Annotated in this window: 15 protein-coding genes; 7 read left to right on the top strand and 8 right to left on the bottom strand. The window is 69.0% G+C overall.

Annotation, left to right across the window (positions count from 1 at the left end; translation table 11 throughout):
* Window positions 1–6: 6 nt before the first annotated feature.
* The 5 genes from AC3ENQ_RS06305 to AC3ENQ_RS06285 are packed head-to-tail and all read right to left on the bottom strand — an operon-like array spanning window position 7 to window position 4,283.
* On the bottom strand, window positions 7–480 hold the full coding sequence (locus tag AC3ENQ_RS06305; RefSeq protein ID WP_431802795.1) for an S-ribosylhomocysteine lyase: 474 nt from the start codon (window positions 478–480) through the stop codon (window positions 7–9).
* 59 nt (window positions 481–539) lie between these two features.
* Window positions 540–1,718 carry an aminotransferase class I/II-fold pyridoxal phosphate-dependent enzyme gene (locus AC3ENQ_RS06300; RefSeq protein WP_431802793.1) on the bottom strand — a complete coding sequence of 393 codons (1,179 nt, stop codon included), beginning with the start codon at window positions 1,716–1,718 and terminating at the stop codon, window positions 540–542.
* 2 nt (window positions 1,719–1,720) lie between these two features.
* On the bottom strand, window positions 1,721–2,389 hold the full coding sequence (locus AC3ENQ_RS06295) for a methionine ABC transporter permease (RefSeq protein WP_431802791.1): 669 nt from the start codon (window positions 2,387–2,389) through the stop codon (window positions 1,721–1,723).
* On the bottom strand, window positions 2,386–3,438 hold the full coding sequence (locus tag AC3ENQ_RS06290; protein WP_431802789.1) for a methionine ABC transporter ATP-binding protein: 1,053 nt from the start codon (window positions 3,436–3,438) through the stop codon (window positions 2,386–2,388). The genes AC3ENQ_RS06295 and AC3ENQ_RS06290 overlap by 4 nt, the downstream gene beginning before the upstream one ends.
* Complete coding sequence (locus tag AC3ENQ_RS06285; protein WP_431802787.1) at window positions 3,435–4,283, bottom strand: MetQ/NlpA family ABC transporter substrate-binding protein; 849 nt, start codon at window positions 4,281–4,283, stop codon at window positions 3,435–3,437. The genes AC3ENQ_RS06290 and AC3ENQ_RS06285 overlap by 4 nt, the downstream gene beginning before the upstream one ends.
* Before the next feature lie 281 nt (window positions 4,284–4,564).
* Between AC3ENQ_RS06285 and AC3ENQ_RS06280 the strand changes: the two genes are divergently transcribed.
* The 4 genes from AC3ENQ_RS06280 (at window position 4,565) to AC3ENQ_RS06265 (ending at window position 7,224) form a co-directional block, all read left to right on the top strand.
* A complete protein-coding gene (locus AC3ENQ_RS06280; RefSeq protein WP_431802785.1) occupies window positions 4,565–4,735 on the top strand; it encodes a CsbD family protein in 171 nt (56 codons plus the stop codon).
* A gap of 291 nt (window positions 4,736–5,026) precedes the next feature.
* Window positions 5,027–5,545 (top strand): hypothetical protein, encoded by a 519-nt coding sequence (locus AC3ENQ_RS06275; RefSeq protein WP_431802783.1) that lies wholly within the window; start codon window positions 5,027–5,029, stop codon window positions 5,543–5,545.
* Window positions 5,546–5,659: 114 nt separating this feature from the next.
* Complete coding sequence (locus tag AC3ENQ_RS06270; RefSeq protein WP_431802782.1) at window positions 5,660–6,385, top strand: class I SAM-dependent methyltransferase; 726 nt, start codon at window positions 5,660–5,662, stop codon at window positions 6,383–6,385.
* Window positions 6,382–7,224 carry a phosphotransferase gene (locus tag AC3ENQ_RS06265; protein WP_431802780.1) on the top strand — a complete coding sequence of 281 codons (843 nt, stop codon included), beginning with the start codon at window positions 6,382–6,384 and terminating at the stop codon, window positions 7,222–7,224. The genes AC3ENQ_RS06270 and AC3ENQ_RS06265 overlap by 4 nt, the downstream gene beginning before the upstream one ends.
* 364 nt (window positions 7,225–7,588) lie before the next feature.
* On the opposite strand, the gene AC3ENQ_RS06260 is transcribed toward AC3ENQ_RS06265, so the two are convergent.
* Both AC3ENQ_RS06260 and AC3ENQ_RS06255 read right to left on the bottom strand, forming a co-directional pair.
* Complete coding sequence (locus tag AC3ENQ_RS06260) at window positions 7,589–7,765, bottom strand: hypothetical protein (protein WP_431802778.1); 177 nt, start codon at window positions 7,763–7,765, stop codon at window positions 7,589–7,591.
* Window positions 7,766–8,196: 431 nt separating this feature from the next.
* A complete protein-coding gene (locus tag AC3ENQ_RS06255; RefSeq protein WP_431802776.1) occupies window positions 8,197–9,600 on the bottom strand; it encodes an HNH endonuclease signature motif containing protein in 1,404 nt (467 codons plus the stop codon).
* 268 nt (window positions 9,601–9,868) lie between these two features.
* On the opposite strand from AC3ENQ_RS06255, the gene AC3ENQ_RS06250 reads away from it, so the two are divergent.
* Entirely contained in the window at window positions 9,869–10,192 is a 324-nt protein-coding gene (locus AC3ENQ_RS06250) for a hypothetical protein (protein ID WP_431802774.1), read from the top strand.
* Window positions 10,193–10,372: 180 nt separating this feature from the next.
* Window positions 10,373–11,968 (top strand): isocitrate lyase, encoded by a 1,596-nt coding sequence (locus AC3ENQ_RS06245; protein ID WP_431802772.1) that lies wholly within the window; start codon window positions 10,373–10,375, stop codon window positions 11,966–11,968.
* 117 nt (window positions 11,969–12,085) lie between these two features.
* On the opposite strand, the gene AC3ENQ_RS06240 is transcribed toward AC3ENQ_RS06245, so the two are convergent.
* Window positions 12,086–13,963 (bottom strand): DUF2207 family protein, encoded by a 1,878-nt coding sequence (locus tag AC3ENQ_RS06240; protein WP_431802770.1) that lies wholly within the window; start codon window positions 13,961–13,963, stop codon window positions 12,086–12,088.
* A gap of 97 nt (window positions 13,964–14,060) precedes the next feature.
* On the opposite strand from AC3ENQ_RS06240, the gene AC3ENQ_RS06235 reads away from it, so the two are divergent.
* Window positions 14,061–14,489, top strand: coding sequence for a MarR family winged helix-turn-helix transcriptional regulator (locus AC3ENQ_RS06235; protein WP_431802768.1), 429 nt, complete (start codon window positions 14,061–14,063; stop codon window positions 14,487–14,489).
* The last annotated feature ends 18 nt before the right edge of the window (window positions 14,490–14,507 follow it).

Raw genomic sequence — 14,507 nt, 5'->3', positions numbered from 1 at the left:
GCGAGACTAGGCGAGGACGCGCGAGAACGCGTCGAGGCTGATGCCGTCGTCGAGGATGCGCCGCGACCATTCGCGCGCCGAGTGCAGCGAGTGGTCGCGGTAGTTCCCGCATTCGACCGCGGAGACCCCCGGGACGTCGCTCTCGGTCGCCTCGTCGGCGATGAAACACAGGCTGCTCGTCAGCGCGCGGGCGACCTCGGAGACCTCCGGCTCGCCCCACATGAGCAGGTGGAAGCCCGTGCGGCATCCGAACGGCGAAATGTCGATCACCCCGGCGATGCGGTCGCGGAGGAGCCCCGCGAGCAGATGCTCAATGGTGTGGAGACCGGCCGTCGGGATCTCGCCCTCGTTGGGCTGCACGAAGCGCACGTCGAAGTTCGTGATCGCGTCTCCGGACGGTCCGTGCTCGACGCCGATCTTGCGCACGTAGGGCGCCAGAACAGCAGTGTGGTCCAGGGTGAAGCTCTCGATCTCGGCCATGGGGTTCCTTTCGGGCTGTGAGGGAAGCGGACGTGCGGTTCGCCGTTCGCGGCGCCGGGTCAACGCGGCGGGCGGCCTGGAAGAGTCAGTGCGGCGAGCCTTTCGATCATCTCAGCGAGAACGGCGTCGTCGTGCACGAGTCCCAGCCGCACGTGGCTGCGTCCGCGCGGACCGAACCCGTCTCCCGGCGCCACGGCGACTCTCGCCTCTGTGCGCAGCCGGTCGGCGAAGCGCACGGCGTCGCCGCCGCCGGGAACCCGCGCCCAGACGAAGAAGGTCCCCTCCGGCTCGATCACGTCCCAGCCGATCTCGCGAAGTCCGGCGACGACGAGGTCTCGACGACGCCGATACACGTCGACGAGCTCGCGCGCGGCCGACTGGTCGCCCGAGAGCGCGGCGGCGGCGGCATCCTGCATCGCGCCGAAGATCGTCGAGAACGCGTGTGACTGGTAACGCGTCATCGCCGCGATGATCGAGGCGTTTCCCGCCGCGAAGCCGAATCGCCACCCCGCCATGCTGTAGGTCTTCGACAGCGTCTGGATCTCGACCGTGCGCTCCTTCTGCGGGTCGGCGCTGAGCGCGGAACGCGGAGGCGCCTCGAAGCCGAGCGACGCGTAGGCGAAGTCGTGGACGAACGCCGCTCCGAGCCGCTCGGACGCGTCGAGCGCGCGAGGGAAGGTGTCGTCGGCGGCGAGCGCGCCGGTCGGATTGTGCGGGTAGTTCAACAGGACGACCGCCGCACGGTCGATGCCGTCGAGGGCGGCGAAGTCGGGCTGATAGTCGGGCTCGCTCAGCGGCACGGGATGGACGCGCGCGCCCGCGAGATCGATCGCCGACACGTAGATCGGGTACCCCGGATCGGGGACGATGACGCGATCGCCCGGGTCGGCGAGGCCGAGCACCGCGGCCATGAGCGCCTCGTGCGACCCGTGGAACACCGCGACTTCGGTCGCGGGGTCGATCTCGATCCCGTGATCGCGGCGGTAGCGGTGCGCGATCGCCTCGCGCACGGCCGGGCGGCCCGCGTAGGAGGGGTAGCGGTGGTTGGCGGGGTCGGCGACGGCGCACTGCATGGCGCGGACGATGTGCTCGGGCGTCGGCAGATCGGGGTTGCCCTTGGAGACGTCGATCATGGGTGCGCCCGGTTCTGCGCGGAGCCGGGCGACCTCGGCATCCATCGCTCCCCAGAAGTTCTGCGGTAGCGCGCGCACGCGTGCCGACGCGGTGAAGGATGCCACGCTCAGCGCCTCCGGTATCGTCGCGCGATCGAAGTGCCGAGCACCTGGATCCCCTGGACCAGCAGGATGAGCGTCACACAGGTGATGAGCATCGCGAACCCGTCGTAGCGCTGGTACCCGTACGACAGGGCGAGGTCGCCGATGCCGCCCGCGCCCACGATGCCGGCGACGGCGGTGGCGTCGATGAGCCCGATCGACGCGATCGTGATCGCGAGGATCAGCGAGCTGCGCGCCTCGGGCAGCATGAACCGTCCGATGATCTGCAGCGGCGTCGCCCCCATCGATCGGGCCGCCTCGATCACCCCGTCGGGAACCTCGAGCAGGGAGTTCTCGACCAGGCGACCGATGTAGGGCGCGATCATGACGGTCAGGGGCACGATGGCCGCCCAGACGCCGATGCTCGTGCCGACCAGAAGCCGCGTGAAGGGGAGGATGGCGACGAGCAGGATGATGAACGGCAGCGAACGGATCAGGTTGACGACGACGCCGAGGGCCACGTTCACCGGCCGGTTCTGCAGCACCCCGCCGGGGCGCGTGACAGCGAGCACCGTGCCGATGACGATGCCGAGCAGCGAGCCGAGCGCGAGAGCCACACCGAGCATCTGCAGCGTCTCGGCAAGAGCCTTGAAGAACATCTCGGGAGTGACGAGCGTCCACGGGGCAACCTTCATCCGGTCACCTCCTCGAAATGGGCGACGCGCGGACGGAGGAAGGCCTGCGCGTCGGCCACCTGCCGCGACGAGCCTTCGATCTTGAGGATCATCTGTCCGACGGTGTGGGCTCCGATCTCGGTCATGTCGGCGTGGAGCATGTTCGCGGTGACACCGACGTCGGTGACCAGGCTCGACACGAGCGGTTGGGTCACCTGGTCATCGAGCAGCAACAGCCGCCACAGTCCGTCGTGGCCGAGGTGTTCGAGGACGCGGTCGGGAAGACCCTGCGGGATGACGGTGGAGACGAAGTCGCGGGTGATCTGCGCGCGGGGGCGGACGAAGAGATCGAGCACGGGTCCCTGCTCGACGACCTGTCCATCGGCCATGACGGCGACCTCGTCCGCCAGGTCTTTGATGACGTCCATCTCGTGCGTGACGACGAGGATCGTCGTGCCGAAATCGCGGTTGATCGTGCGGAGCAGATCGATGATCTGCGTGGTCGTGGTGGGGTCGAGGGCGCTCGTCGCCTCGTCGGCGAGGAGCACGCGGGGGTTACGCGCGAGGGCGCGTGCGATGCCCACGCGCTGCTTCTGGCCCCCCGACAGGTCGCCCGGCTGGCTCTCGGCCTTGGCCGACAGGCCGACGACCTCGAGGACCTCGTCGGCGCGCGTGCGAGCCTCGTCCGCGGAGACGCCGTCGAGGCGCAGCGGGAGGGCGACGTTGTCACGCACGCGCAGGGTCGAGAGCAGATTGAACTGCTGGAAGATCATGCCGGTGCTCTTCTGCGCCGCGCGCAGGCGCGCACCCCGCAGCGCCGCGATATCGGTCCCTCCGACCACGACCCGGCCCGACGTGGGCTTCTCGAGGCCGTTGACGAGGCGGATGAGCGTCGACTTGCCGGCGCCCGAGTAGCCGATCACGCCGTGGATCGTCCCCGGACGGATATCGAGAGAGACACCGCGGAGGGCCGTCGTGGCGGCGGCCTTCCGCGAGGGGAACGTCTTCGATACATCGTCGAAGACGATCCCCCCTGCGACGTCAGGGCTCGCGGAGACGTCCGAACTCACTCGAACCAGGCCGGCAGGTTGTATCCGTCGTACTGCGGGTCGCTCGTGATGTAGTCGATGAACTCGGGCGAGCGGTATGCCGCCGCGATCGCCTTCGCCCAGCCCGACTCGAGGTCGCTCGAACGCACGGCGACGACGTTGGAGAACTGTACGAGCTGGTCTTCGACGGCGAGCGCGTCGTCGTAGTCGAGTCCACCCGCGACGATGAAGTTCCCCTGGATCGTCGCGTAGTCGACGTCTTGCAGCGCGGGGACCTGCTGTGCGTTCTCGATCGGGGTGATGTTCAGCTCGTGGGGGTTGTCGGTGATGATCGACAGGTCGGCGGTGTTCGGGTCGTCGACGTCGTCGAAGTCGATCCAGCCCACGTCGCGCAGGATCAGCAGGCCACGGTAGAGGTTCGAGGGAGAGTTGGGAACCGTGACGGTCGCGCCCTTCGCGACGTCGTCGAGCGAGGTCTGCTTGCCCCCGAACAGGCCCATGCGCGGGGTCGGCACCTGCACGAGCGCCGCATTGTCGAGGCCCTCCTGCGCGTTGACGAAGTCGAGGTAGACGGGGTGCTGCATGATGTTGGCGTCGATCTCGCCGCGGTCGACCGCGACGTTGACGACGATGCCGTCGGTGAAGTCGACGGTCTCGACGTCGTAGCCCTCCTTCTCGAGGATCGGCAGGATGCCTCCCTCGAACATCTCCTTGTAGGGACCGGGGTTGAAGCCGATCTTGATGTCGGTCTTGTCGTCTGCGGCGCCGCTGGACGAGCCCGCGTCAGGACTGGACGCGCCGCAGGCGGTGAGCGACAGGGCGAGCGCAGCCGCAGCGACGGTCGCGAAGAGGCGTGAGGTTGACATGTGCGTGGTCCTCTGGTGCGTGCGCAAGGGTGAGCGCGGAGTTCGGGGGTGCGGGGCGCGGCTTGTGCCGGTGGTGCTCGAGGTGGTGCGGGTGTGCGCGTTGCTGCATCGGCGCGCCCCTCACGGTAAGGATGCGTGGGGCGTGCTGGCCACCTCGCCGTCACACATCGTCATGGGATGCCGTCGCGGAACTAGCGCCCCTCCGAAGATGCGTCAACCCCCTCGGCATCCGCGCCTCGCGCTCGTAGTTTCGAGGTGTTCGCGACAGAAAGGGGCACCCCATGGGACTCGACGACAAGATCAAGAACGCCGCTGAGGACCTCGGCGGCAAGGCCAAAGAGGGTTTCGGCAAGATCACGCACAACGAGAAGCTCGAGGCCGAAGGCAAGGCTGAGCAGGCCAAGGCCGACGTGAAGAAGGCCGGCGAGAACGTGAAGGATGCCTTCAAGTAACCCCTCACTCCCCCAACGCAGAACGCCCCCGCCCCCAGCGGGGGCGTTCTCGTGTGTGGCGCCCCGGGTTCTATCTGGGGCCCGAGGTTTTGTGGGCGCGAATCGTCGCCTCCGCGCGCGGTGAGGACGATCTGCGCCCACGAAATCCCGGGAGAGCGCGATCTGCGCCCACGATTTGGGCGCCCCACCATCCGCTGACCGAGTTCGCGCGTGCGGAGGGCCCTCACCCACCCGCTGATCGAGTGCGCCCGCGCAGCGGGCGTGTATCGAGATTCCCCCTACCCTTGAGGGATGCCTGATCCCACGCTCCCCCGCGACGGCCTGCGCATCGTCGTCGGGGGCAGGGCCCGCGCCGACCTCGTCGCGGAACTGCGACGCGCCGGCATCCACCTCAACGCGTACGCGGAGACGCTCCTCGCAGATGCCGCGTTCGAGCGCGCCGAGGCGCCGACGGAGATCGCGTTCGTCGACCGGTCGGTCGCGGAACTCGGGCTTCCGAACGGAGGGACGCTGGCCGACGTGTTCGGCGCTGCGCGCGCCGCGGGGCTCGATCTCTGCCCGCCGCAGGCAGGGCCCTATCTGCGGTTCGCGACCCTCGCTCAGGCATCCGCGCCGGATTCGGTGATGAACGCCGGGCGCGCGCCCTCGGCCTCGCTCACCGTCGCGAGTGCACCGCTGCGCCTCGACGACGACTATCCGAAGGGCTTCTACCTCCGCGTCGTCGACGGGGTGCCATGGCTGCGCGGCTACCGCTGCGACGACGAGCACGTGTTCGCGCCGGAGGACCGTCTGGTGTTCCGGATGCCGTGATCCCGCGCGTCGCGGCTGTTCAGTGGTCGCGTTCAGCGGGACCGCCTCGCGGGTTCTCGACGAACGTGCCCACACCAGGATGCCTGGGCCGCGCGCCGCCGATAGCGTGGGGGCATGGCCTACGACGATCCGCGACTCGTCGAGCTCTACGACATCGACAATCCGGACGGCCCTGACCACGACTTCTACCGGGCGTTGGCGGCTGACGTGGATGCCTCGGCGATCGTCGATCTCGGCTGCGGCACCGGCATGCTGACAACGACCCTCGCCCGACCCGGGCGCTCCGTGGTCGGCGTCGATCCTTCCGCCGCGATGCTCGACGTCGCTCGCGCACGCCCCGGTGGCGACCAGGTCGATTGGATCCGCGGGGACTCTCGCGCCCTGCCCGCCCGCGGCTTTGACTACGCGCTGATGACCGGCAACGTCGCGCAGCACATCGGTGACGACGCGTGGGGTCGCACCCTTCGCGACCTGCGCCGGGTGATGCGGCCCGGGGCGACGCTCGCCTTCGAGACGCGCAATCCCGACGCCCGGGCGTGGGAAGACTGGTCGTCGCCGACGCGCAGCACGCGACACACGAGGCACGGAGAACTCATCGAATGGATGACGGCGGAAGAGATCGCTCCCGGCACGGTGCGAATCGAGGCATCCAACTACTTCGTGGAAGCCGATGAGACCGTCATCGACCGGTTCGATCTGGTGTTCCGCGATCTCGAAACCGTCTCACGCGACCTGGAAGCAGCCGGTTTCGACGTCGAGGCGGTCTCCGGCGACGGGCTCGAGACGCCGTTCGAGGGGAGCGCGCCGCTCATGGTCTTCGTCGCGCGCGCCGCCCGATGACCCGTCCGCTCAGCCCACGGCAGCAGCACGTCGTCGTCGCCGCGATCGGCGCACACGAGCTCGTCACCGACATGTCCTGGCCGCTCGGCGACACGACGGTGCTCCGCGTCCGCTCGGCCGCAGGCGAGTACGTCGTCAAGGCGGGAGGCCCGCACAACCACCACATCGCGCGCGAGATCGCCGCGCACGAGACCGCGACCGCACCCCTCGCTCGCGCCGGGCTGGCCAGCCAGCTGATCGCGGCGGATGCCGAGGCCGGCGTGCTCATCACGACCTATCTCGCGGGAGATCTCGTGCAGGGAACCCCGGCCGAGTTCTCGCCCGAAGTGCATCGACAGGCAGGCGTCCTGCTGCGGGCGTTCCACGGCGACGACGCGCGACTCGATCCGGATTACGAGGCACTCGTGACGGCGAAGGCGCTCACGAGGCTCGACCGGGAGCACCGCATCCGCGACGACGCGGCGGCGCTCGCGCGCGACGTCCTCTCCCGGTACACGGCAAGGCCGGTGGCGGTCGTCGCGACCCACGGCGACTGGCATCCACGGAACTGGGTGTACGACGGCGCGCGCGTGGGCATGATCGACTTCGGCAGGTTCGAGCATCGGCCGGCGGCGACCGACCTGTGCCGACTCGCCGTGCAGCAGTGGGCGATAGATCCTGCGCTCGAGGGAGCATTCCTGGACGGCTACGGGCCTGACCCTCGCGACCCGGAGGTATGGGCCATCGATCAGCTTCGCGAGGCAGTCGGCACCGCGGTCTGGGCATACGAGGTCGGGGACGAGGAGTTCGAGCGCCAAGGACACCGCATGCTCGCCGTGGCCCTCGCGCCGTTCGCCTGACCGCGGCGGGCGGAGCGCGGCACCGCGCGGGTCTCAGTGGTCGCGTTTGGCGGGAACGGCGTCCGTGTTCTCGACGAACGCGTCCAGTGAAGGATGCCTCAGCCGCGCGGGCCGGATCCTTGCGCGCGCGGGGTCACGGCCGCACCAAGATGTAGCGGTGCAGGCGTAGCCCGGGGCTCCGCGAGCTGCACTTCCCGTCGCGCACGGCGAGGACCTTGGTCGGCGACATCCAGCCCTGCGAGGGCTTGTGCCTGCGGCGGCATCACGGCGCCAAAGCAGTTCGGGCCGCTGCGCTCGGGGAAGGTGCCGGCGATCGCGCGCGCTCCGGGGACGACTGAGGCGGAGTCATCCCACTCCGCTCCTGTCACCTCAGCGTGTCGGCTCGGCCGGCGGCCGTCCTCGACCCGCGCGACCGCGCGTCAGGCCAGGCCCGCTCGGCGGCGAGCCCCGCAGGGACGACGAACGGGTGCGTCTCCAGCATCCACCAGTCCACCCAGCGATCGGCGAGGGCGGAAGCAATGTCGATCCCGAGCACCTTCACGCCCGTCATCCTACGAACCCGGCGCACTTCGCCCCGCGAACCGCTGGACTCGGCGAACTTCTCCGCAGTTGTCGAGGATGCCGGTCGGCGAGGTCGATCTCCCGGGAGCGTTCTCCCGCACTTTTTGGAGCACGGCGTCTCCCCCGCCCAGGCGGACACAGAATCAACGTCGTCGGCGGGTCAGATGGGCACCGATTCTGTGAGGTTCAAAAGAATCACGAAAAGGTAACGCCGAGGCCTTGATCACCGTTACCTGGTCGTTATAGAGTGCTCGCACGGTAGTTGTTTTGCTGTGGCAGCTACCTACATGTGATTGCAGGACACTCTTGGTGCAAGGGACACGGGCCGGTCGGAAGCCTCTCCGACCGGCCTTCTCTTTGCCCTCCTTGCCCTCGTGCCCTCGTGGTCCGGGCGTCGGCCCGCGGCGCGCGTCACGTGCGCAGGAGTTTCCTGCGCAGTCGTGTCGGTGAGGTGGTGACGGGTCGCCATCGGTGCGAGGTATCGAACCAGCCGGGTGGCATGACTTCGGGGATGCCGTTGTTCGTGCGGACCTTCCAGCCGGTGCGGTCGAGGAAGCGGTGGTGGTACCAGCAGAGCAACACGCCGTTGTCGGTGTGGGTGGGTCCACCATGGGCGTGGTCGGTGACGTGGTGGATTTCGCACCAGGCGGCGCGGACACCGCAGCCGGGGATGATGCAGCCGCCGTCGCGGAGGGCGATCGCGCGGCGCTGGTGCCGGTTGAAGACACGTTCTTCGGTGCCGATGCGGAGGATGCGCCCGTCGGGGCGGCTGGCGATGCGCTGGATGACGCCCGAACAGGCGACGTGGCGGGCGACGGCGATGCTGATCGGTTGATCGCAGCCCTGCGCGTGCGCGTACCCGGTGCCGGCGGTGAGGTCTCCGGCATCCACATGCACGACGAGCGTGGGTGCGGCACCTCCCAGGGTGGGGAGCAGGCCACTGGAGGCGGCGGTGCCCAGCGCGGCGGCGAGGGCGTCGTGCTGCTTCTGCGGGCGGGTGCGGTCATCGAGCGGCGCGACCGGCCCGTCGCCGTCATCGGCGTAGGGGTCGGTGAACGTGACGGTCGGCGCCAAATGCGCGTCGAAGATCGTCTGCAGCTGCGCGGCGACTTCCGGGAGCAGGGTTCCGCGGATCGGGATGCCGTGCGAGGTGGGGGCCCCGAGGGTGAGGGAACGCTTCCGTTCCATGACACGCTCACGGGGTTCCGCACCGTCCTGATCGAGAGCCAGCGCCCACGTCTGCGCGTGGATCTTCAGCAGGTCCGCGCACGCCGGTGGCGCCCCGTCGGGTCCTTCGCCCCGCGCTTCGCTCACGCACACGTCCGCCGCCTGGCGGCGCGCCTTCGCGGTCACGCGGGGCGCGGTCTGCTGGAGGGGGTCGGTGATCGCGAGGACACCGTCCACCCCGATCACCCCCTCCAGGACCGCGCCCCGCACCGACGGGAACGGGGCGGGAAGGAGTTCCCCGGTGGTGTCGGACACGGCGGGGCGGATGGTCTTCGCCGCACGGATCACCCGGTTCGCGGTCGCCGGGGACACGAGGGTGGTCCGTTGGATCAGTTCGTTCAGGTCATGACACCCGAGCCGGGACGTCATCCGGTCGTCGCGGATCGGGTTCTCCGACCGCCGTCCGGTCTCACCGACCGCGTCGAGCAGGAGGGCCTCGACGAGGCGTCCGAGCTCCGCGACGGTACCGAGGTGGGTGGCGAGTTCAGTGTCGGATGCCTGCTCGAACGCCCGCTCGCGGGCCGCGTCACCGACCGTCGCGGCGAGGCGTTCGGCCAGGTCGCGGAACGGGGCGGTGAGGAGATCCATACCCCTATTGTCGCGAGGGGCTCCGACATTCCGACCCCGAAAACAGCCGATCGGACACGTAATCCGCAGATCTATGTGTGAGAGTTTCGGCACACATCGGTCGCGGTGATCTCGATACACCCGCGCTGCGCGCGGGCACTCGATCAGCGAGGTGGACTCGACCCGTCGGGGCAGTCGATCGGCGAAGGGGGGCGTTTCGACTCGGCGCTACGCGCCTCGCTCAACGACCGGGGGGGACGGGGGACGAAGGGGCTGGGAGGATGGGGGCATGGACGACCTCGTGATCTCGCTCATCGTCACCGGATCCCCCAGCGCGACCGGCGCGCAGCTGCAGAACCTCTACCGCCTGATCGGGCGCTCCACGCCCGAGCTACGCGATGCGCTGGCGAACGAGACGCCGCTGTACACGGCATCCCTCTTCGGTCAGGAGCACATCGTCGAGGCGCCGCGGCTCGAGAAGGCGATCGCGTTCGCGACCGAGGCGGGCTGGGCGTTCCGACTCACCGAGAGAGAGGGCGACAGCGGCGAGGATGCCGAGATCTCACTCGCCACCCTCGACGAGATCCTCACCGGCCCCCACGACGTCGAATAGCCCCCGCACCGCCCCTTTCCTGCACAAGAGCAGAATTTCGCACGATCTTCACGCGCTGTTTGACATAAAGACCCCTTCTTCTTGGGGTCATGCTGGTTCCAGCGACACGGAGGCCACCGGCATCCCGCCACCGATCTCCCTCGCACGAGCTCTACCGCCAACACCGCAAAGGAAGAAGCAATGTCTGCTTACGAAGACGACATCCAGGCCGTGCAGGCCCTGAAGGACGAGAACGGACCCTCCTGGGACGCGATCAACCCCGAGTACGTCGCCCGCATGCGGGCGCAGAACCGGTTCCGCACCGGCCTCGAGATCGCCCAGTACACAGCCGACATCATGCGCAAGGACATGGCCGAGTACGACGCCGACTCGTCGGTCTACACGCAGTCGCTCGGCGTCTGGCACGGCTTCATCGGTCAGCAGAAGCTCATCTCGATCAAGAAGCACCTGAAGTCGACCAACAAGCGCTACCTCTACCTCTCCGGCTGGATGGTCGCCGCCCTCCGCTCGGAGTTCGGTCCCCTCCCCGACCAGTCGATGCACGAGAAGACCGCGGTGCCCGCGCTCATCGAAGAGCTTTACACCTTCCTCCGCCAGGCCGACGCCCGCGAGCTCGACCTCCTCTTCACGAAGCTCGACGAGGCCCGCCTCGCCGGCGACGAGACCGCGGTGGAGTTCATCCAGTCGCAGATCGACAACTACGAGACCCACGTCGTCCCGATCATCGCCGACATCGACGCCGGCTTCGGCAACCCCGAGGCGACCTACCTGCTCGCCAAGAAGATGATCGAGGCCGGCGCCTGCGCCATCCAGATCGAGAACCAGGTCTCCGACGAGAAGCAGTGCGGCCACCAGGACGGCAAGGTCACGGTTCCGCACGAGGACTTCCTCGCGAAGATCAACGCGGTCCGCTACGCGTTCCTCGAGCTCGGCATCGACAACGGCGTGATCGTCGCCCGCACCGACTCGCTCGGCGCCGGCCTCACCCAGAAGATCGCCGTCTCGGCCGAGCCGGGCGACCTGGGCGACCAGTACAACGCGTTCCTCGACGTCGAAGAGGTCAGCGACGCCGACCTGCACGACGGCGACGTCGTGATCCGCCGCGAGGGCAAGCTGCTGCGCCCCAAGCGTCTGGCCTCGAACCTGTACCAGTTCAAGAGCGGCACGGGCGAGGCCCGCTGCGTGCTCGACTGCATCACGTCGCTGCAGAACGGTGCCGACCTCCTCTGGATCGAGACCGAGAAGCCGCACGTCGAGCAGATCGCCGGCATGGTCGACGAGATCCGCAAGGAGATCCCGAACGCGAAGCTCGTCTACAACAACAGCCCGTCGTTCAACTGGACGCTCAACTTCCGCCAGCAGGCGTACGACGCGCTGGTCGCAGAGGGCAAGGACGTCTCGGCCTACGACCGCGCCGACCTCATGAACGTCGCCTACGACGACACCGAGCTCGCGCAGCTGGCCGACCAGAAGATCCGCTCGTTCCAGAAGGACGGCTCGGCCCGCGCCGGCATCTTCCACCACCTGATCACCCTGCCGACCTACCACACGGCCGCGCTGTCGACCGACGACCTGGCCAAGGGCTACTTCGGCGACGAGGGCATGCTCGCCTACGTCAAGGGCGTGCAGCGCCGCGAGATCCGCGAGGGCATCGCGACGGTCAAGCACCAGAACATGGCCGGCTCCGACATCGGTGACAACCACAAGGAGTACTTCGCCGGCGACGCGGCTCTCAAGGCCGGCGGCAAGGACAACACGATGAACCAGTTCGGCTGATCCACACCTCCCACACACGACGCGGCCCCCGGCATCCACCGCCGGGGGCCGCGTCGCGTGTACGGGGCACGCAGAAGGCGACGGATGCCGGGATGCGCGCCCTCGGCATCCGCCGGATCAGACCCCTCCGCCCCCTCCGCCGCCTCCTCCTCCGCCGGCGAACCCGCCGCCGCTTGATCCGCCCGACGAGGACGACGACCCGAACGACCCCGAGGACCCCGACCCGGAGGACTCATACGGCGCCGCGATCGTCAGCGAGCGAAGTCCGGCGGCCAGCACCGTCGCGTCGAGCGGCCCGCTCCCCGCGTACCAGTGCGGCTCCCGCTCGCCCGCGCCGGGATAGAGCGCGGTGAGCTCACGAGCCCACTGCTTCTCCTGCCCGAAGATGACGGCGTAGGGCAGGAGCCTCTCGTACACGGCGAGCTTCTGCCGCGGGTCGTCGACGTCGATGGCGACGCGCTCGGCGCCCTCGGGCGATTGCAGCATGCGGATGCGGTCTGCCTCTGCCCACGCGATGAACTGCTCCATACCCCGCAAGTGATCGCGAAAGCGCGCGCCGCGCGCTGTGAGGGGCCGAAGCGCGAGGAGCACGAGGATCGCCACCAGCGCGACGACGGAGACCGCCATGAGGATGACGGGCGCAACCCAGTTCGCGTGGTCCGCGATGGCGCCGATTCCGAAGAACCACACCGCGACGACCATGACGGAGGCGACCGCGATGGGCCACGCGCGCGCGGCGGTCGGAATCTTCCGCCGCAATCCGCGGGTGAGAATCTCGCTTTCGGCGCTGTTGAGCGCCCTCTGTGCCGCTCGCGCGGCCCCCTGATTCCTCACGCCGAAGGTGTAGCGCGACCCGGGTTTGCGCCCGTGGAAGATCCCCGTGAGCAGAGGGCGCGCGTTCTCGTCCGCGAGCGAGAAGTCGACGAGTTCGGCGACGAGCTGGGGCTTTCCGCGCCATGTCTTCTTCGTCGACTCGACGATCCGGATCGACCCCGCCACCGCCTGTTCGAGGACCTCGGCTGTGATTCCCTTCTTCCGCCGACGGATCAGCACCGCGCTCTCCAGCGCATCGAGGGATGCCGGCGGCTCGTACTGCGCGACGATGGTGCGACGCCCTCTGCCGCCGGCGCTCGCCTTCCACCACGCGCGGAAGCCGAATGCTCCCGCCGCGAACGTCCCCACGAGCGCCAGAACCTGCAGCCAACCGGCAGGCGACGCGAGAAGCGACGTGTCGTACATCGCGAACGTCCCCGGCGCGAAGCCCACCGCGAACGTGAGCGTCTCGTAGGGTGCGACGCCCGCAGCCGTCGCCGTGATCGTGGCGCCTCCGTCTCCGGAGGGCGCCCGCGAGATGTCGTCGCAGGCATCCGTCAGCCCGTACTCACCGCGATAGCACGCCTGATTCCCGGTGAGCGATGGCGCAAGATCGGCATCGAGGTGCAGCCGCGCGGTGACACGACCGAACGGCTCGCCCCATCGGGTGCCGTTGACGTTCCAGTAGAACTCCAGCCCCGTGTCGGGGAAGTCCCACGTGACGTTCTCGAGCGTGTAGGTGATCACGTAGGTCTGTCTGCCGTGCAGATAGTCGTCCGCCCGCGAGACGACGGAGAACTCGTCGTCGACGTCTTCGACGTCGGCCGGGCGGGGCGCTCCGTTCTCGTCGGTGATCGACACGAGCACCGGCTCGAGCGGCTGGCCGTTGTAGGTGTCGGGCATCGATCGGCGGATGCCGCGGTTCTGGTCGCTGTCGGGGAACACCGCGACGATCGTCTCCACGACCCGCAGCCGGCTCGTGCGATCATCGGCGCGGGTGAGCACGTAGTCCGCGTCGAACGAATCGAATGTGAGGTCGTCGACGTCGCCGGGAACGGCGGAGAGGCCCGGCTCCGAAGCCGACGCCTCGAGCGCCGGAGCGGCCGCCGCGGCGGCACCCGTCGTGAGGGCGAGTGCGGCGTCGACGGCGGCGAGGAGGGTGATGACGCGCACGCGGAGCATGCCTTCAGACTATGCGCGACGGTGAAGGGCGGTCCCGCCGCCGGGGCCGACGCCGGGCCGACGCCGGGCATGCGCGAGCGCGCATTACAGTGGAGCGATGACCGATCGCCGCCTCGCCGTCGCCGCCTGGGAGAACCTGTTCCGCGCGCAGCACGAGGTCTTCGCGGAGCTGAGCGACGACTTCACCGGCGGTGAGCTCTCCCAGGCCGAGTACGACGTGCTCCTGACTGTCGCCCGGAGCGACGACCACGCGGCGCGCCTGCGCGATGTCACGGCGAACATGCTCATCAGTCAGCCGAGCGTCTCGCGCCTCGTCGACCGGATGGTCGCGCGGGGGCTCCTCAGCAAGTGCCCCGATCCCCACGACGGGCGCGGCGCGATCGTCCGCGCGACCGACGAGGGGCTCGTCGCCTTCCGCAAGCTCGCCACGACGCACGGCCGGTCGATCGCCGACCGCATGTCGGTGCTCACCGACGACGAGCTGACCCAGCTCGAGGCTCTGACGGCGAAGCTTCGCGGGGTCTGACGCTCCCTCGGCTTCCGT

This window comes from Microbacterium sp. bgisy203 (genome assembly GCF_057706945.1).
The sequence above is the reverse complement of the archived record's forward strand: the minus strand, read 5'-3'. Positions and strand labels throughout refer to the sequence as shown.

What these genes read in the sequence shown, in the direction of transcription:
- AC3ENQ_RS06305 (WP_431802795.1), bottom strand. Translation starts at nt 480, where the DNA reads ATGGCCGAGATCGAGAGCTTCACCCTGGACCACACTGCTGTTCTGGCG.
- AC3ENQ_RS06295 (WP_431802791.1), bottom strand. Translation starts at nt 2,389, where the DNA reads ATGAAGGTTGCCCCGTGGACGCTCGTCACTCCCGAGATGTTCTTCAAG.
- AC3ENQ_RS06285 (WP_431802787.1), bottom strand. Translation starts at nt 4,283, where the DNA reads ATGTCAACCTCACGCCTCTTCGCGACCGTCGCTGCGGCTGCGCTCGCC.
- AC3ENQ_RS06280 (WP_431802785.1), top strand. Translation starts at nt 4,565, where the DNA reads ATGGGACTCGACGACAAGATCAAGAACGCCGCTGAGGACCTCGGCGGC.
- AC3ENQ_RS06275 (WP_431802783.1), top strand. Translation starts at nt 5,027, where the DNA reads ATGCCTGATCCCACGCTCCCCCGCGACGGCCTGCGCATCGTCGTCGGG.
- AC3ENQ_RS06270 (WP_431802782.1), top strand. Translation starts at nt 5,660, where the DNA reads ATGGCCTACGACGATCCGCGACTCGTCGAGCTCTACGACATCGACAAT.
- AC3ENQ_RS06265 (WP_431802780.1), top strand. Translation starts at nt 6,382, where the DNA reads ATGACCCGTCCGCTCAGCCCACGGCAGCAGCACGTCGTCGTCGCCGCG.
- AC3ENQ_RS06255 (WP_431802776.1), bottom strand. Translation starts at nt 9,600, where the DNA reads ATGGATCTCCTCACCGCCCCGTTCCGCGACCTGGCCGAACGCCTCGCC.
- AC3ENQ_RS06250 (WP_431802774.1), top strand. Translation starts at nt 9,869, where the DNA reads ATGGACGACCTCGTGATCTCGCTCATCGTCACCGGATCCCCCAGCGCG.
- AC3ENQ_RS06245 (WP_431802772.1), top strand. Translation starts at nt 10,373, where the DNA reads ATGTCTGCTTACGAAGACGACATCCAGGCCGTGCAGGCCCTGAAGGAC.
- AC3ENQ_RS06240 (WP_431802770.1), bottom strand. Translation starts at nt 13,963, where the DNA reads ATGCTCCGCGTGCGCGTCATCACCCTCCTCGCCGCCGTCGACGCCGCA.
- AC3ENQ_RS06235 (WP_431802768.1), top strand. Translation starts at nt 14,061, where the DNA reads ATGACCGATCGCCGCCTCGCCGTCGCCGCCTGGGAGAACCTGTTCCGC.